Origin of the sequence: Levilactobacillus sp. (genome assembly GCF_022646225.1) — a bacterium.
GTDB lineage: Bacteria > Bacillota > Bacilli > Lactobacillales > Lactobacillaceae > Levilactobacillus > Levilactobacillus suantsaiihabitans.
Map to the genome: position 1 here is coordinate 362598 of NZ_JALCJA010000003.1, position 17142 is coordinate 379739.

15 protein-coding genes are annotated in these 17142 nt (G+C 52.5%); 3 read left to right on the forward strand and 12 right to left on the reverse strand.

Going from position 1 to position 17142, the window contains the following annotated elements:
• Positions 1–61: 61 nt before the first annotated feature.
• From LKH74_RS06500 to LKH74_RS06555, 12 genes are all read right to left on the reverse strand, one after another.
• Complete coding sequence (locus tag LKH74_RS06500) at positions 62–532, reverse strand: hypothetical protein (RefSeq protein WP_287788744.1); 471 nt, start codon at positions 530–532, stop codon at positions 62–64.
• 4 nt (positions 533–536) lie between these two features.
• The gene (locus LKH74_RS06505) at positions 537–968 is read right to left on the reverse strand and encodes a hypothetical protein (protein ID WP_287788745.1); all 432 of its coding nucleotides are present in this window, start codon (positions 966–968) and stop codon (positions 537–539) included.
• A 183-nt stretch (positions 969–1151) separates the two neighbouring features.
• A complete protein-coding gene (locus tag LKH74_RS06510; protein WP_287788746.1) occupies positions 1152–1706 on the reverse strand; it encodes a DUF2441 domain-containing protein in 555 nt (184 codons plus the stop codon).
• Between the two features lie 729 nt (positions 1707–2435).
• Positions 2436–3266: a histidine phosphatase family protein gene (locus tag LKH74_RS06515; RefSeq protein ID WP_225428722.1), complete on the reverse strand. Its 831-nt coding sequence runs from the start codon at positions 3264–3266 to the stop codon at positions 2436–2438.
• A 226-nt stretch (positions 3267–3492) separates the two neighbouring features.
• Positions 3493–4569 (reverse strand): hypothetical protein, encoded by a 1077-nt coding sequence (locus LKH74_RS06520; RefSeq protein ID WP_287788749.1) that lies wholly within the window; start codon positions 4567–4569, stop codon positions 3493–3495.
• A 195-nt stretch (positions 4570–4764) separates the two neighbouring features.
• Positions 4765–6969 (reverse strand): glycoside hydrolase family 65 protein, encoded by a 2205-nt coding sequence (locus LKH74_RS06525; RefSeq protein WP_287788750.1) that lies wholly within the window; start codon positions 6967–6969, stop codon positions 4765–4767.
• A 27-nt stretch (positions 6970–6996) separates the two neighbouring features.
• Complete coding sequence (locus LKH74_RS06530; protein ID WP_135368719.1) at positions 6997–8049, reverse strand: alpha/beta hydrolase fold domain-containing protein; 1053 nt, start codon at positions 8047–8049, stop codon at positions 6997–6999.
• Positions 8050–8314: 265 nt separating this feature from the next.
• Positions 8315–9142 carry an alpha/beta hydrolase gene (locus LKH74_RS06535; RefSeq protein WP_287788751.1) on the reverse strand — a complete coding sequence of 276 codons (828 nt, stop codon included), beginning with the start codon at positions 9140–9142 and terminating at the stop codon, positions 8315–8317.
• Positions 9129–10502 (reverse strand): MFS transporter, encoded by a 1374-nt coding sequence (locus LKH74_RS06540; protein ID WP_287788752.1) that lies wholly within the window; start codon positions 10500–10502, stop codon positions 9129–9131. The genes LKH74_RS06535 and LKH74_RS06540 overlap by 14 nt, the downstream gene beginning before the upstream one ends.
• 361 nt (positions 10503–10863) lie before the next feature.
• Positions 10864–11646, reverse strand: coding sequence for a tyrosine-protein phosphatase (locus tag LKH74_RS06545; protein WP_135368722.1), 783 nt, complete (start codon positions 11644–11646; stop codon positions 10864–10866).
• Positions 11647–12144: 498 nt separating this feature from the next.
• Complete coding sequence (locus LKH74_RS06550) at positions 12145–12867, reverse strand: hypothetical protein (RefSeq protein WP_287788753.1); 723 nt, start codon at positions 12865–12867, stop codon at positions 12145–12147.
• A 603-nt stretch (positions 12868–13470) separates the two neighbouring features.
• On the reverse strand, positions 13471–14007 hold the full coding sequence (locus LKH74_RS06555; RefSeq protein ID WP_287788845.1) for a PadR family transcriptional regulator: 537 nt from the start codon (positions 14005–14007) through the stop codon (positions 13471–13473).
• Between the two features lie 171 nt (positions 14008–14178).
• Here LKH74_RS06555 and LKH74_RS06560 point away from each other — a divergent pair, with 171 nt between their 5' ends.
• The 3 genes from LKH74_RS06560 (at position 14179) to LKH74_RS06570 (ending at position 17139) form a co-directional block, all read left to right on the forward strand.
• Positions 14179–14715: a phenolic acid decarboxylase gene (locus LKH74_RS06560; RefSeq protein WP_135368725.1), complete on the forward strand. Its 537-nt coding sequence runs from the start codon at positions 14179–14181 to the stop codon at positions 14713–14715.
• Positions 14716–15027: 312 nt separating this feature from the next.
• On the forward strand, positions 15028–15486 hold the full coding sequence (locus LKH74_RS06565) for an NUDIX hydrolase (protein WP_135368726.1): 459 nt from the start codon (positions 15028–15030) through the stop codon (positions 15484–15486).
• Positions 15487–16035: 549 nt separating this feature from the next.
• On the forward strand, positions 16036–17139 hold the full coding sequence (locus tag LKH74_RS06570; protein ID WP_287788756.1) for a TcaA second domain-containing protein: 1104 nt from the start codon (positions 16036–16038) through the stop codon (positions 17137–17139).
• Positions 17140–17142 lie beyond the last annotated feature (3 nt).

Here is a 17142-nt window from a genome sequence, read left to right on the forward strand (position 1 = left end):
CTAAAGATTGTCTGGCATCAGTATAGCATGTGCCAGACAGCGGAGAAGCAACCACCTCAAGTTACTGGTTAGCGAACCGCTTAGCCGTCGCCTTACTATGATAGGCATACCCATCGGTTTGAATGTTACGGCCATGAGCCATTTGTAGAGCGGCGTAGTTTTTTCCATTCAGCCGTCGATGTTGCTTACCATAATAACTGCCATACCCCATGGTCTGGTTCCAGTCAGAAGTCCACAGCCACTTTTTGCCGACCGTCGCAATGATCCAGTGTTGGTGGCGGGTCGAATTGGGATTTCCTGTGGCGGACACTGACCGCGAGTGAAGCCGATAGGTCCAACCATCAGACCGCATCGTTTTGGCCGTGATTTTTATCCGATGGTACCGACCGCTATCGTAGGTATACCAAGTCCCCCGAAACCGCTTGGGAAAAGACCGCAGCGTCCGTTTCCCCTGAGCCATGGCAGGTTGGGTCATGGTGAGACCGCCGCCCAGGCTCACTAGCAATAACAACATGCCAATCGATCGTTTCATGCGCCTATCCTTTCACGTGAGTCGTCAGCTTAAACCGGTCGGGCATCGCAAAGTTATTGTGACGATTCTGCACGAAGTAAAGGCTGTGGCCTTTCTTCTTCAGGCCAAATGTCACCTTGCCACCCAGCACAAAGCCGATGTGCTGGAGTGTGCCCTTGAACTGATAATGCCCATGCACGTGTTGATACTTGAGGTGCTTCACTAATTGTAACGGATTGTTCGAGATGTTCAGGCTAAACGTCTTGGCTTTGACCTCAATCACCGGCGCAAATCCCGCCGCCGAGTGCTTGCCAATGGGCGTGGTCGATTGATACATGCCCCGTAAGTGCTTCGGTGTGCCGTGATGCCAGGTAGCCGCCTGCGCCCCGGTCGGAACCCCCACGCCACCTAACATCGCCATCAATAAGCTTAACCACATGATCCGTTTCATTTGCAATCTTGCCAGCTCCTCTCAAAATCCTATTCCAACAACCTTCGATGGTTACTATCTTAAGTGATTGGTCGCCCATTAGCAAGCACTTTCACTCCATAAATTTTATAATAATCCGGCTATTAGTGAGATTAGTATTGAATATAAAAGGCCGGTATCATCCGACCCATAAATTTCTTAATCATTCAGTTAAAATGTCCGCACAATCCGCGTCACAACGCACCGGCCACCCAACAAGACCTCACTGAGCTGTGCTTGCGGCGCCGGCGTATCCCAATACCGCTGGGCTTGGGCGAGCTGGTCGCGCACCGCGGCCCCATCCGTGGCGGGCAACAGACCGGCATCCCCGGCAAACGTGGGCCCGGTCGTGGTGATCTGGACCATTTGCAAGACTTGCCGGCCATTCTTTTCAAACAAGTCACGCCAGGCCAGCGCGTGATCATAGGTCCGGGCGGCAAACAGGCAGGCCAGTCGCGACGGGTAGTCGGGGTGGTCGCGCAACCGGACCAGTTCCAACACCGTTTCCCGCAGTGCGTGGACTTGACGGTCTCGGTCGCGACGCAACTGCGTGGTCTGTGCCGGCGTCAGCGTTAGCCGCGGCGTTTTTAACAACTGGTCCCAGGGCAATTGCTCGCCGTGGCCCCAAAAGACCTTGGCCTGGACGTTGGCCTGACCCTGTGAAAAATCAAAAACCTGCCGCTCATGGACGGCCTGGCGCGTGATCAAATGGTAGAAGACTGGCATACCCCTCACCTCACTGACAGAATTAATTGAAGGTTGAAAGACGAGAATCAGTTGAAACTACTGTTATCATGCGGTTCGTGACGTCAAAGATAGTCGTTTACAGCCACATAATGTGAACTGGCCGCCTACCGTTCGCCAAATATGGGTTGGAGCGCTGGGGCGGACGGGCCGAGCCAAAGGGCGGTCTCGACACCTCGCTTTGAGCCGAAGTTCACGTCTCAAAGACGCCAGTTGTCTAAGCGGCACGAACCGCGCCGCTTAGACAACTCCCACGGCTGAACCCATATTTGGCGAACTCTCGGCTACGGTAGTGCTTGCCAGTAACAATTGTCTTAACCCCAGATAGCAGCTGCATTGACGACAGGTCTTTCATTAACACAGTGTTGCTGATAGCCGTCAACTTGCCGGAGGCAGCCAGGGTGGAGCCAGCTGTGTCGGCGGTGTTGGCTGAGGTTTTTTCTCAGCCTACAGCGCGGGACGACTTGAGAGACTGGCGGTTTTTGCCAGGCTTTCAAGCGAACCGGAAGACCGCCCCTCAGGCTGGAGGTGTTCCCCAGAGCAGGCCCCACCCTAGCCTGACGCAGGCCCCTGGTTTCGACAATTTTGAGTGTCAGAATACCGCCGTTACGCCAATCAGCGCATTAATTTCTCTTTCAACCTTCAAGAATTAATCTCATTATACACAAAAACGCGGGCCAGCTGTCTGGTCACGCGCTTTTATGAAGCTATTTATTTGGCGAGCTTAGCACCCTTGTTAGCGTAGTACATGGAGCCAATGTTACCAGAAACGCTGAGCTTACCGTTCTTGTAAACCAGCTTAGTCACGGAAACGTTCTTCAGCGGCGTGCCTTTGTACTTCTTGGTGACCGTTGAGAGGTATTCGTTGATGGACATCCCGGAACTAACGACCAGCACGTTACCGCCGCCGCGCTTCTTGGTTGCCTTGGCAATGGTCTTCATTTCCTTAGCCATCCGCTTTTCAACTTGCTTGGAACTTTCAGCCCGGTCAGCCTTGACCAATTTCGTCTTTTGGCTGTTCTTCTTGTCCAGCTTGTAGTAAGCGTCTTGCAGCTTGGTCCAGTAGTTCTTGCCTTGCTTGGCCATCATTTCGTCACCGTTCTTGAAGCCGTAAACACCGGCGATCAAGGCGTTGTCTGCCGCAATGCTGTCCCCTTCAAAGCTACCGTAGCCGCCTTCACGCAGGTACTTGGAAACGTTGACCTTGACCTTCTTGTTGCCAGAGTACTTCAGGGCGTGCTTGGCCGTGACTTGTTGGCGCGTCAGGTTCCCCGCGTAAGCCGCCACAAACTTCTTGCCCTTTAACCCGCGGCCGAGGTCATTGGCGACCTTGGTCCCGTTCTTGGTCAGTGGGAAGTCACTCCAGCCTTGGACCCGGCCCATCACGTTCCCAGTCGTTTCCCCATGGCGGGTCAAGTAAATGGTCACGGGCTTGGTCGTGGTCTTCTTCTTGGCTTGGGCAGTGGTGGTGCCACCGATCATGGCAACGGCCCCCGCTGTAACTGCTAAGACGCCCAGAACTTGCTTACCGAACTTCATCATGAATCTCCTCCGTATATGTATAAAATTATAAGGCCTATCACTAAAATTGCCGGCTTAGTCAGCCAGGTTAAACGTTTTAGCAAGCGCTTACAAGTATAAATTTAGCATAAAGTCTACCGGAGCACAACGCCTATTTGTCAAAATTTCTGCCCGCCGTGGCGCTTCCAACTCGCCAAAAAACGTGTGTAACCAACTGGGCGTTGGCGACACACGTGATTAACTGCACTTAAAATTTTAATTCATACTCAAATTTCAATTTTTTATAATAGTCTTGTTCAATCAAGTCCGTCGGGCGAACCTCACCCGGCTTCATGTCGAAGTAGGCCACGCCCGCCTGTTTGAGCATGGTGTAGACGAACTGCGAACAAAACATGATGTTGGGCTTGGCGGAATGCTTGGACACCAGCCCGACCATGTTGTAGGCGCTGCCCTCACGGTTGATTTCGGCAATCTTCTCGGCAATGGCTTGCTTTTGGGCCACCGTCACCGGCAAACTGTAGACCAGCAGGGACGCCCCCGCCTTTTGGTGGAAGAACTCCAGCGTCTCGGCGTTCATGCCGGGGGGATAGACGTTATCGCCGCCGTTATAGCTGATGATCGTCTTCAAGTCCCGGTCAAACGCCAACGACACGTGATTGAACTGCTTGCGCGTGAACACCGAGATCATCTCGCTGGCCGCACTCCCAGTATTCGAGACGGCCAAGTAGATGCGCGCGTCCGTCATCGTGGCCTGAACCGCCGCAAAGTAAGCCGGGGTCAGGGTGCCGTGATTGATGTAATGAACGGCGCTGTGTCGCGGCAGATTCTCAATGATCGTCTTCACGTGGTCGACGGAGACCTTTTCCTTGGCCTCGGCGGCGCTGTTGAGGAGGTCGCTGAGTTTGTCGGCACTCTGGCGCAGCTCATCAAAGCTGACCGTCGCGGCCTCTTCGACCGTGGGAAGGTAAAACGCGGTCTGGTTGTTGGTCGTCACGAACCGTTCGACCCATAATGGCAAGACGACCAGCATCACGCCGACCAATTTAGCCACCAAATAAGCCGGGAAGAGTCCCCGCAACGGAAAGACCCCGACCGAAACGAAGACGATCTGAATCACCATCAGGAGCCCGTACACCACGGTCAAGCCAATCTTGGCCGGGTGAGGAAAGTTGGCCAGCCAGGTCCGCAGCACCATCACCGCCGCGATGTAAAGGTAAACGATAATCAGGAGGGGTGGGTTGGCGAATAAATATAAGCAACCTAATAAAATCCAGCCCATCCCCCGAATCTTAATGGACTGGAAGTAATTGATAACCTCGTTCATGAAATGGTAGTCCCCTATCTCAAACGGGACGTTCAACACTAGCCGTCTGATTTTTCATGCAAATAGTATAGCATATCTGGCCTGGATTACCAGCTCACCTCGTGCTAATTGACTAGGAGACCAAAGCAGCCACCCCCACGACCAACCTCGCGAGAGCAGCTGCTTTTTCAATTCTATTCTGCTTGATGCCGGCCACTAACTGACCTTTTCCAGGGAAACCAGATGACCGTTGACGCTGACGCCGTACGTCGGAATGGGCCCGCTGATAACCGTCACGTTGGTCGTGGTGGCCGTCAGTTCGATCTCCAAGACGCTTGCGGCGATCTTCATTCGGTAGGTCAACCGTGTCAGTTCCTTCGGCAAGTGATTGGTGAAGTGGACCACCTCGTCTTGGACGTAGAAGCCCGAAAAGCCGGCCACCAGCGCCAACCAGCTACCGCCGAGATTGGCCAAATGCAGACCGTCGGCGGTGTTCTTTTGGAGGTTGACCAGATCCATTTGCGCCGTATCCATGAAGTAGTGGTAGGCCTTTTCCGTGTCGCCCATCCGCGCCGCTAGAATGCTGAAGATGGAGCGTGACAAGGATGAATCGTGAGTCGTAACGCCTTCATAGTAGTGGTACTCGCGTTTTAATTGCGACAGCGACAGGTCCTCTGGGAACAGATAGTCCGCTAACAACGTGTCGGCCTGCTTGGCAATCTGGTAACGGTAAATGGTCAACGGGTGGTAGTGCAGCAGTAACGGGAAGTTCTCCGGTGCCGACTGATCGACCGGCCACCGCGGCTTGCTCAAGAAGCTGTCATCCTGTTCGTTGATCCGCAATTCTTGACTGTAAGGCAGGTAAACGTGTTGGGCCAGATTGTCAAAGACGTCCAAGTCCGCGGAGCCGATGCCAAATTTTTCGAGGCCGTGCGGGTCATCCTTGAGGATCTCACGGGCCAGGTAGGTGACCAAGTTAAAGTTATGCTTGGCCAACCGATTGGTGTAGTAATTGTTATTGACCAGCGCGGTATATTCGTCCGGTCCGGTCACCGTATGAAATTCAAAGCGACTGTCCGTCCCGACCTGATGCCAGGACCCAAAGGCTTCCCAGAAGTGGGCCGTTTCCAAAACCATTTCAAAGCCACACTGCTCAATGAAGTCGATGTCGCGGGTAATCTCATAGTACTTGCCCACGGCGTAGGCCACGTCCGCATCGATGTGATACTGGGCGGTGCCGGCCGGGAAGTACGCGGAGGCCTCTTCACCGTTGATGGTCCGCCAAGCAAACAGCGCGCCTTGGGTCACGCCCAACGCCCGTGCCCGTTGCCGCGCCTTGGGTAAGGTCTGGTAACGGTACAACAGGAGCTGCCGCGCCATTTTTTGATTCGTGTAAATGAAGTACGGCAACATGTACATTTCCGTGTCCCAGAAATAGTGGCCCTCGTAGCCAGAGCCACTGAGCCCCTTAGCCGCAATGTTGGTGCGCCCATCCCGGCCAGCCGCTTGATTCAGCTGGAACAGGTTGTAGTGGATGGCCAAATCGAGTTCGTCGTTGCCCCCGACCGTGACCTCACTGCGGTTCCACACGTCCTGCCAGAATTCACGGCTGTCTGCCAGCAAGGCCGACAATGAGTTGGCCATGAACGGCGCGGCGGGATCGATGGTATTTTGCTGGCCCATTTCACCGACATAGACTTCGTAGGTCAGACTGTGCGTCCCCTGATCACTCAGGTCAACGTTCTGGCGCAACAGGCTGGCCCCTTCCGTCAGAATGCCCAGGTAAATGGTCACGGCCAGCTTGGTCTGCCGTGTCTTAACGTGGTAACGTTGGAGGTCCCGACTGACAAAGGCCGTTTCGCAAATCGGCAGCCCCGCCATCCGCGTCTTCCGTGGGTCAGCGGAGGCAATCGCTTCGGCTTCGGCCGGCACCGCAATGGCCTTGCTGACGACGAGACCGCCGGCAAAATTGCCCGCCGAAAAGCTGTAGTCGATGGCCCAAAATTCCGTCTTGGTCTGACCAATGGCTGATTTGACGGTCATCTTGATGGTCTCGCCCTGCAAGGTCTGCAGCGTATAGTGCTCGACCAACGCGCCGGTTGAGAGGTCCAAATCGACGCCGGTCCGTTCGCTGTTGGTGAAGTCATGCCCGGTGGCCGTGGCCACGTGCAAGTGCCGCAGATCGGGCAAATTTAAAATCGTCTGGTGCTGCGTCGCGTAGCCGATACCGGCCTCCCCATAGGTGATGGGGGCTGTTTCATAAAAGCCATTGATGAGCGTCCCGGTAATGGGATTGCCCGTAATCGGGTCGTTGGCCCGCACCCCAAAGTGGCCGTTTGCCAAGGAGAACACCGTTTCCAGGTACTCCGGTTGGTGGTCCGCTACGTCGTTTAACGTTAAATGATAGTCGCGTAAAGTCAAAATAATCTCCCCCATAACTCGTAACGTTTAAATCAGTCGTGCCGCCGTGGCCAGTGCGTCTTCCACCGCGGGCACGTTGCCCGTGAAGTTGAGAAACGCGTGGCTGATGCCGCCATACCGGAAGTACGTGGCGTCGTCATTGGCGTGGCCAACCTTCTTGATAAAGGCCTCGTCTTGTAATCGGAATGGGTCGTATTCGCCGACCAGCACCGTGACCTTGTGGAAGGTCTCCGGATCCGCTAGTAACGGCGACAGCAGCGGTGCCGTCAGATCGACCGGCTGATCCGCCACGTAATACCCACTCATGATGGTATCGAGCTGTTCAAACAGTTGGTAACTGCGGTGCAGCGCATCCCGTTGCTCATCGACGATAGGAATGCTGCGGTCGTCCCACAGCGGGCCGTTGAGATCCGAGCCCTGAATCAGCGTCGGGTAGAACAACAGGTGACTGGCAATCGTGCAAATGCCCATGGACTTGCACAGCTGGCTGACCGCCAAGGCAATCGACCCGCCGGCAGAATCCCCGCCTAACGAGATTTCCTGATAATTCTTGGTCATGGCGGCCACGACCGCTAAGCCATCGAGAATGCCCGCTGGATAGGCCTGTTCGGGCGCCAGGGCGTAATCCACGTTGTAGACCACGCAGTTGGCTTGTTCCGCCACAAACTTCAGCGCCAGCAACACATCTTCGGGCGTCCCACCGTAATAGGCGCCACCGTGGAAATAGATCAGCGCCTTATCCGCGGTCAACCGGTCCATTCGGGCGATGCGAATCACCCGGACTCGCCGATTCATGGAGACGATCTGTTGCATTTCAATCTTCATTTCTACATGCGTCAGATCCCGCTGTCCCGAGGTTTCGGTCCCTTGCCGTAGACTGAACAGATCCGTTGGCAGCTGCGGATTCTGCTCAATGCCCGCCACCGTCTCCCAAACCAATGGCTCAAACGTGTGAATCGGATCACGTTCCTTGATCCAGCTGGTGACCCCATCCTCAACGCTAGAAACGTGCATGGCTTGCAGTCGTTTCAACTCATCGTCGTACCCCAAAGACTGCTTGGTTGTCGTATCATTCAACATTGTGATTACCCCTTTTCGTGAAATGCCGTTACTCCGAAATTTGATGCTGCAATCACTGGGCTCTCACCGTCCACCCGCGCGTCATCCCCATGGCGCCCGGGGTTACTGGCTACGTTTTAGCACCAATCCGGACTGATGTAAACCCAGCTGTTTTCCGTAACACAGTTCTTACTTGCCGCCTACCAACAAGCGTCTACTTGACCCGCAGTGGGCAGTTAACACCTGCCTTAACCTCGTCCTCCACCCGGCCGGGCAAGCGCCCCTCCTAAATCAAGCGCCGTAGCCAGGCCAACTGGTCGGCAAACCAGGTGGCTACCGTGGGCTCGACGTAGCGCTCGCCGAACGTGGCGTCGTGGTCTGCCCCGGCGGCAAATGCCGTGAGGGGCCGCGCCAGGCTCAACGCGTGGGGACCGTGCGGATACAGATGGAACCGGACTGGCACCCCGACGCGTTGTAGTGCCTGTACATAGTCCTGCGCATTTTGTGGCGGGACCAGTTCGTCCGTTTTCGTAGTCCAAATAAACGTCGGTGGATTTTGGCTCGTGACCAGTTGGTCGGCCTCCGTCAGGTCCCAGTCGCCGCTAATGGCTTGCCGGGTCGCCGCATCTGTCGGCCAGCCCAGCCGCAAGCCAATCACGGGATAGGCCAACACCACGGCTTGGATTGCGCCCAGCGTTGCCGGCAAGCCACACGTTTGCACCAACTGGGGCCACAAATCGGCGTACAAGGCGGCCACGTGACCCCCGGCCGAGAAGCCGACCAGCAAGATGCGGTGCGCGTCGATGGCGTAGGTCGCGGCGTGTCGTTGAAACGTGGTGACGATTTGGGTCAGCTGATACAGCGCGGTCGGGTAGACCGGTGGCTGGTCAATTAACCGGTAAGCCACCACGGCGACGGCATAGCCCGCGGCCAAATACTGAAGGGCCACGATCTCATTTTCCCGGTCACTGTAGAATTGGTAGCCGCCCCCCGGCAGTAGAATCACCAACGGCCGCCGCGGTGGCTGGTCGAAGTCAGCGATGGCGGCCGGTTGATAGTAGGTGACGGTCACCGGAAAGTCCGGCTGGCCGAGCGTTAATTTAAGCGTCTTCATCGTCTAACTTCTCGGTTTCTAGTGCTTTGGCCGAAGCGATTTCATCTTCATCCAATTGGTAGAAGAAGAACAGGATGACCAGAATCAGCAAGGCCAAGACGATTGGTAACCAAACGAAGCTGGTGCTGATGGCCGTCAGTGCCTTGGCGCCTTGAATCTTCGCGGAGGCTTGGAAGCCACCCCAGGACAACAGCCAGCCTGAAACTAAACCACCAAAGCCCATGCCCAGCTTGGCACCGACCATTGGCACGGAAGACAGGATCCCGGGTTCGTCAATGTGCATTTCGGACCGCGCGTATTCGACGGTGTCGGCAATCATGACGAAGGAAATGGAGAACGCCGCGCCCATGGCAATCAGTGCGATAATATTGCCGGCAAACAGCAGCGGAATGCTCTTGAAGTGCATGATGGCTTCCCCAATCGCGAAGACGGCCATCGACAGGATCATGACGTTGCGGTGTTTCATAAATTTACTTAAGAACGGAATCGAAATGTTCCCAATCACGGCGACGATGACCAGCCCATTGAAGGCCCCGACCAGGTCTGCCCGCCGGTAAACGTAAGTCAGGTAGTAGACCGCCGTTTGCATCCGAATCACCCAGAAGGTTTGTAGTAAGATGAAACTCAAACTCAAGATGACCCACGGCTTGTTCTTGGCGGCACCCTTTAAGGATTCGCCGATGGACAAATGCCCCTTGATTTCCGGCGCGTCCGCAGATTGGTCAACGATGTCATCTTTTTCTCGCAAATTGGCAAAGGCACCGAAGAACAGAATGATGATGGCCAAGCCAATGATAATCCCCCAAATCATCCAGCCCTTTTCGGCATTCTTGCCACCTAATTTGGCAACCATCGGCAGAGAAATCGCGCCAATGACCGCGGTCCCGATGTTGGTCATGACCATCCGAGCACTTGCCAGGTTGGTCCGTTCGTCAGGATCTTTCGTCAGACTTGGTAAAATAGCGGTAATTGGTGTGTTCGCACCGGAATAAACTAAGCTAAATAACGTGTAAACCAATGAGATCCAAGCTAATTGAAAGAACTTGCTGCCACCAAATGATGGATTAAAGAACAGCAGCATGGTGAGAATCCCCAGTGGAATCCCAAACCACAAGAAGTATGGCCGCGCCTTGCCGTATTTTGAGTGCGTGTGGTCGATCAAGAACCCGTAAACCACACCATCAAAGGCGTCGATGATCCGCACCACGAAGAACAGGGTCCCAACAAACGCCGGTGAAATCCCCATGACCGTGGTGTAGTAGAACAGCAGATACAGTCCAACAATTTGCCAAATCAAGTTCCCAGCTAAGTCGGTTGACCCGTAGAAGAACCGTTGTTTCCATAACTGAGCTTTACTCATGATACTTACCTCCCCCAAAACTTTTTTCAACTATCTAGTTTCTTGTAACCGTTTACATCTAAAGCATAACGGCTAAGACCCTTGAGCGTAATCCTAAATTATGACCGCCCACTTACCTTTTCTAACCACCTCTTACTTATTGACCAATTGGTTAACCCGAATTGACTAACCAACCATTGGGTTCGTCCCTATCATACGCGATATTTGTCCTAATCAGTGGTTAGGGGCCTTTATTAGTTATCAATTTTAACCAATTGGATATTAAATTAACCTATCAACGAACGCCGTTTAAGCCAAAAAACAGCCACCATTCCGACAACACGGGGAACGGTGGCTGTTTAGGGTCAACTACTGCGGGCACTTAGGCCTTCGTCAGGTAGTTGGCCTTGATTTGTTTGATTTGGGCGGGGGTAATCTTCAAGCCCTTCTTGATGTAGTTGTTCATGGAACCGTATTGGCCCTTCACTTCGCTGTAGAACAGGTTCAACAGCGCTGGCTTGGCCCACGTCACGTTCAATTGGGTGTTGGACAGTAAGTAATCGCGTTGAATGTCCTTCTTGCTAACGCCCAGGATGGTGTAGAGAATGGCGGCAGAGGTTCCCGTCCGGTCCATCCCGTGGGAACAGTGGAATAACAGCGCGCCTTTCTTGTTCTTAGCGGCCGCAACTAAGAACTTGTGGTAGCTCTTCTTAGCGGCGGGCTTGTTCGCCATATCCCGGTACATGCCCTCATCATCGTTATCGTAGTTGGACTTGGTCCCTAAGATGGAGGAGCCTAAGTATTTGGCACCAGCAATCTTCACGTCTGGTTTTTCGGCAATCTGTGCCTTGGTTCTTAAGTCAAAGACTTCTTTGACATGGTACTTCTTAGCCAATTTCTTGGTGTCAGCCTTCGTCAGTTTGTCTAGCGAATCACTCCGCAATAACCGGTCCTTCTTCACACGTTGACCGGTCTTGGTCTTGTAACCACCCAGGTCACGGACGTTTTCCGCTCCCTGTAATTTGATCGGTGCATTGACCTTCTTGGAAATTGCTGGCTGTAAAGCCGCGTCTGCTTGGGTCGTGGCTGCTTGTGCGGGAGCGACTCCTACCCCGAGTAAAACTAATGAGCAACTAATTGAAGCTAACATGGCACGAACTTTCATAGAAATTGATATCCCCTTTCTGTGATAAGTTCACTTTACCAAGGCTACGTAAATTTTTCGCAAGCTTCTTGTAAATTTTGTGTATTAATTGTTGTGGGTATTATTAATATTTTAATACTGAGGGATTTGTGCGTGGCAAATGTTCGTGAAACAGTTCTGTCGCTGTTTCATTAATTACTTGGTAATAGTAGTTAATCCGCTCGACCGAAGATGGCTTTGTTGGCTGGATGCTGATACTTTCTTTAAAAATCCATCAATGATGTTAACATCCCATCCGCATCGTAACCATTTTAAACACACAATTATTGCTAGTTAAATTTATAAAAATGATTTTTTTAGAAACGTCTTTCTCAAAAGAAACTATCAAAAAGGCCAACTCACAAAAATCTATCGCGAGTTAGCCCTAACCATCCATTTTTCTATCTTTACAACAACCAATTCTTATCTAGCGCATACAAATTGCCACTCTCAAGGGACTAGAAATTTAAGCACCAATTATCAATTATTCAGATATGAAATGGCGTCAGATATATCATTGAGCAAATCAAAACCTGTTGACCAAACTGACTGGCCATTACGTCCATTTAGCGCATCATCGAAGTCATTATAATCATTTTGAATCCATTGATTTCGACTGCCATACCGTCCTTTAAATAAACGATACGTTTTCAAGATGCCTTGAATATCAGATGATTCATTATCATCATAATTCAGAGCCATGTTAGAAACAACGTTATATAAATCTCGGCCACTAGCACCATCATGATAAGCAGCCTTATAGCTCATGTGTGGGAATAACCCCAACGTATTATCCTGCACCTCTTGTGACATCCCCATCACAATTTTCTTCATCGCCGCAATATCTTTCTTCTGCCGCGAGTAAGTGGGTTGCTTGACCAGGTTCTTGTGCCAGACCCAGCCCTTCACGTTGCCGGCCTTATTCTTCACGTAGTAGTACTTCACGACCTTGCCGTTGCTCTTGCGGATCTTGGCGGACTTGTAAGTATAGAAATTCGTTCGCAAATACTTGCTGGCCTTGTGGACCCGCTTCTTTAGCTTGGTATTCTTGTAGAAATACCCGCCACTGACCTTGTAGGCCCGTTTCTTCATCTTCTTGGTCTGCAAGACCCGCGTTTTGGCCTGAGCTGGCACCGTTTCGGCGGCCGTGGCTCCCATGGTCACTAACGCTAAGGCTGCGACTAGCACTGTTTTGACTCGCATCTATGTCTCCCACTTTCCTGGAAAAATTTTAAACCAATCCTTTTCCCAGTATAGCGACCCACCCCGGCCGTTAAAAATACGGTGGACGGGCAACGTGACGTGCCGAGTTACCCGGAAATTTCCGCAAACAAATAGCCAGCCCCCAAACACTTAGGCTGACTGACTGTTTAACGTTCTAAAGATTGAAAGACGAAAATCAGCTAGAAGAATTGTTATCACATGCTTCATGACATCAAAGATAGTCGTTTACAGCCTCACCAGGCGAACTGGTCGCCTACCATTCGCCAAAATAGTGCCAGCCAGTAACAGTCATCTTAACCCCAGATAGTAGTTGCATTGACGACTAGTCTTTCATCAACACCGTGCTGCTGATAGTCATCAATCCTGCCGGAAGCAGCCAGGGTGGAACCAGCTGTGTCGGCGGTGTTGGCTGAGGTTTTTTCTCAGCCAACACCGCGGGACGACTTGAGAGACTGGCGGGTTTTGCCAGGCTTTCAAGCGAGGCGAAAGACCGCTCCTCAGGCTGGAGCCGTTCCCCAGAGCAGGTCCCACCCTAGCCTGACGCAGGCACCTGGTTTCATTAATTTTAGGTTCAACCTTTAGTTAACGTTCTAACAACTGGTTCAACCAGTCGACGTAGTACTGTTCGCGCCCAATCGCGTGGTCCAAGATCAGGTAGTGGCCATACGCCTGGTCAATGGCGGTCTGGTCGGGAAAGACCGTCTGGCGCCGCTGCTTGAGGTGGGCCAACTGGGTCCGATGCAAGACAGCTTGTTCCTGCAACATCGGCTGGAGCCGCGGGTCGTCGGCCGACTTGATAAAGTAGAGTTTCAAAATAAATTCATCCTTGGTCGCCGCCAGCTCCGGTGAGGGTTCGCTGACCCAGGCCACCAGTTTCTCGTGACCGGCCGGCGTCAAGGAGTACTGTTTCTTTGCCAGTTTTTCCCCGGCAATCGTATCTTCATGGGTAATCTCCCCCGCCGTTTCCAGCCGCTTGAGCATCGGGTAGATTTGGCTGTGCTGGGCCTGCCAAAACTCGCCAATTTCATTTTCAAACGCCTTCGCTAGGTCGTAACCCGTTTGAGGGCGCTGATTCAAAAGGCCTAAGATGATGTATTGCAATCGATTACGCTGACCGATGATTGCCAGCTCCCTTCTATGACGTGTCGTTCTCTCTTCATTGAACCAGTTCCCCCGCAAAACTGCAAGGAAAATTCTTGACAAGTCGGCGTATTGCCGTTATAGTAATCAAGTAAATTAAAACATGTAATTAATTACATGTTTGCTCGCAGAATAGAAGGAGATTTTCACATGACTAAAACATTTAAAACGCTTGATGATTTCTTAGGCACCCACTTCATTTACACCTATGACAACGGCTGGGAATACGAATGGTACGCCAAGAACGACCACACCGTCGACTACCGCATCCACGGCGGCATGGTCGCTGGCCGCTGGGTGACCGATCAGGAAGCCAACATCGTGATGCTGGTTCCCGGCATCTACAAGGTGGCCTGGACGGAACCCACTGGGACCGACGTGGCCTTAGATTTCGTCCCTAATGAAGGCAAGTTAAACGGGACCATCTTCTTCCCCAAGTGGGTCCAAGACCATCCCGAAATCACGGTCACTTACCAAAACGAACACATCGACGTGATGGAAGCCGCCCGGGAAAAGTACGCCACTTACCCGAAGCTGGTCGTCCCTGAATTCGCCAAGATCACCTACATGGGCGACGCTGGCCAAAACAATGAGGACGTCATCAGCGAAGCGCCTTACCCTAGCTTGCCCGACGACATCCGCGCCGGTAAGTACTTCGACGCCAACTACAAGCGGATCAATAAGTAACTAAAGGTTGAAAGCGTTGATTGCCAGAACGGCAGTGTTCTGACACCTAAAATTGGTGAAACCAGACGCCTGTTGGCGAACGATAGGCGGCCAGTTCACATCGTGAGGCTGTAAACAACTATTCTTGACGTCATGTGGCACATGATAACAGTAGTTCCAGCTGAATTCCCGTCTTCCAACCTTCAGCTCCTAATCAGTCAGCGTCAAAAAACGCCGTCACCACGATAACTGGGACGGCGTTTTTTTAGCGCGTGATCCCCCTATTTTGCGGTATACTGAGGGCAAATCCCTCAGAAAGTAGGTCATAGACTGATGGCAAATTATATTAAGGAAATTCGCGAACTGGTCGGTCATAAGCCGCTGATTTTAAATGCGTCGGCGGGCATCGTCGCCAACGACCAGCAGGAAGTTCTGCTCAATCTGCGGACGGACACCCACAACTGGAGCCTGCCCGGTGGCTACCTGGAATACGGCGAGTCCTTTGCTACCGCGATGGTTCGCGAGTACAAGGAAGACGCCGGTCTGGATGTAAAAGTGGTCAAGTCTCTGGGCATCTTCGATCAAGGTTTCACGAAATACCCTAACGGCGACGTCACCCAGGTCATTTCACAACTCTACTTGGTTCAGCCCATCGGCGGCCACACCCTAGATGAGGCGACAGACGAAACCTTGGATTTAAAATACTTTCCGTTAGACCAGCTGCCCCCGCTGCTGAATCAGCAGACGGCCGACATGTTGGCCGCGGCCAAGACTTACTTTGACCAGCTATGACTGGCATCATGCTCTGCAAAAATAATACTACGGACGTATCGACCGCTTTTCTCTTATTTTTCAAAGGACCAATCCCTAGCTTTGACCCTGCTTGCCATCCCCCAATCAGATGTGATTGATTCTATCACCGAAGTTGCGGATGTAATGAACAACAGTAACCCGTCACAGGTGGTACCGTTGACGCCTTTAAACGGAAATTAAATTCATGACACATAGTCTATCTTTCATAATTGTTTTCATAAACACGAAACCCCCTGTAAACATCATTTTCCGTTTGCAGGGGATTTTAGTGCACCAAGCATCGGTTACAATCACTGCCAGCAACTCGGCTGATCTACGAAATCTGCTAGGCACTGCCGATAACGGCCCCACACCTGTCAACTCATTTGTGAAAACCAACCACCCACTAGACCGGGATTGGCGTATAATAATAAACGTAGCAAAAACTTAAGAACCCATTTGGGTGCGGGCGCCAAGTATTTTCAGCGAGTCCGATTAACGTCATACATAGTTGCCCGACGCCCGCCCATCAAGGAGTGAAGAAAAATTATGAAGACTTGTCCCAACTGTCACCAGAAAATTGCGGCAAACAGCATGTTCTGCGAGCACTGTGGGTTTGACCTCAGTCAGACGCCGGCCAAGCCAGCTCGCCGGCAACGACATCACACGTCGTCTAAGTCGGGTAAGCGGTCTAAATGGCTTAGCCGCGGCGTTTGGTGCATATTGGCGGTCGCCGCGATTGCCGTCATCGTCTTGGGCGTTTCCTTTTACAACAAGCAGGCCGGTAAGGAAAAACAGGTCGCCACGATCACGGATTACATCACGGATAACCAGAGTGATGACTTGGCGGACCACTTAATCAGTGACAATCCCAATCTCAAGATTACCGGAGATACCGTCCAGCCACTGTTGACGTACGCCCGGACCCATCCCAACTACGTCAAGGAGATGAAGGCGGACCTGCAAAAAAATGGTGAGACGCGCGACCACACCTTTTCTTTGGTCACAGCCGGGCACAACCTGCTGGTCTTTCCCATTTATAAACTGCGGGTCACGACCATGCATCCCGTCTTGACGACCAACGTGGCCAACGCAACGTTGATGGCCAACAGCCATGCGCTGGCCACCTCGAAAAATGACCACTACACCTTCAAGGCCGGGCCGCTGTTCCCCGGACATTACACCTTTAAGCTCAGCGGCAGTCGCTCCCATGCCAAGGCGACGGCTAACCTGATTGCCAGTAACGATGTTTCCAAGCACGTCGACCTGATCGCCCAGTCCAGTCGCCGGGCCCACGACACCACCAATGCCAACGACGATGAGGCCAGCGTGAGCGACGCCACCAACGGGACGGTCACGGACAACACGACCCATGATGATGACGATGACTACGACGATAATGATGATTACGATGACCTGTCCGTCAACGCCCAAACGGCGGTCGATGAGCTTTATTATAACGATTACATTGATAGCGAAGACGATTACACCTACACGGAATCAGAGGCACATCCGGACGTGACCGAGGTTAAGCTGTACGACGCGGATACCGGCGACCACTACAGCACCTACCGCTACGATGATATTCACGACATCCTGTCCGAATACAATTCCAGCACTGGCAAATTTGAGACTGTCGACACCGACGACTAACAG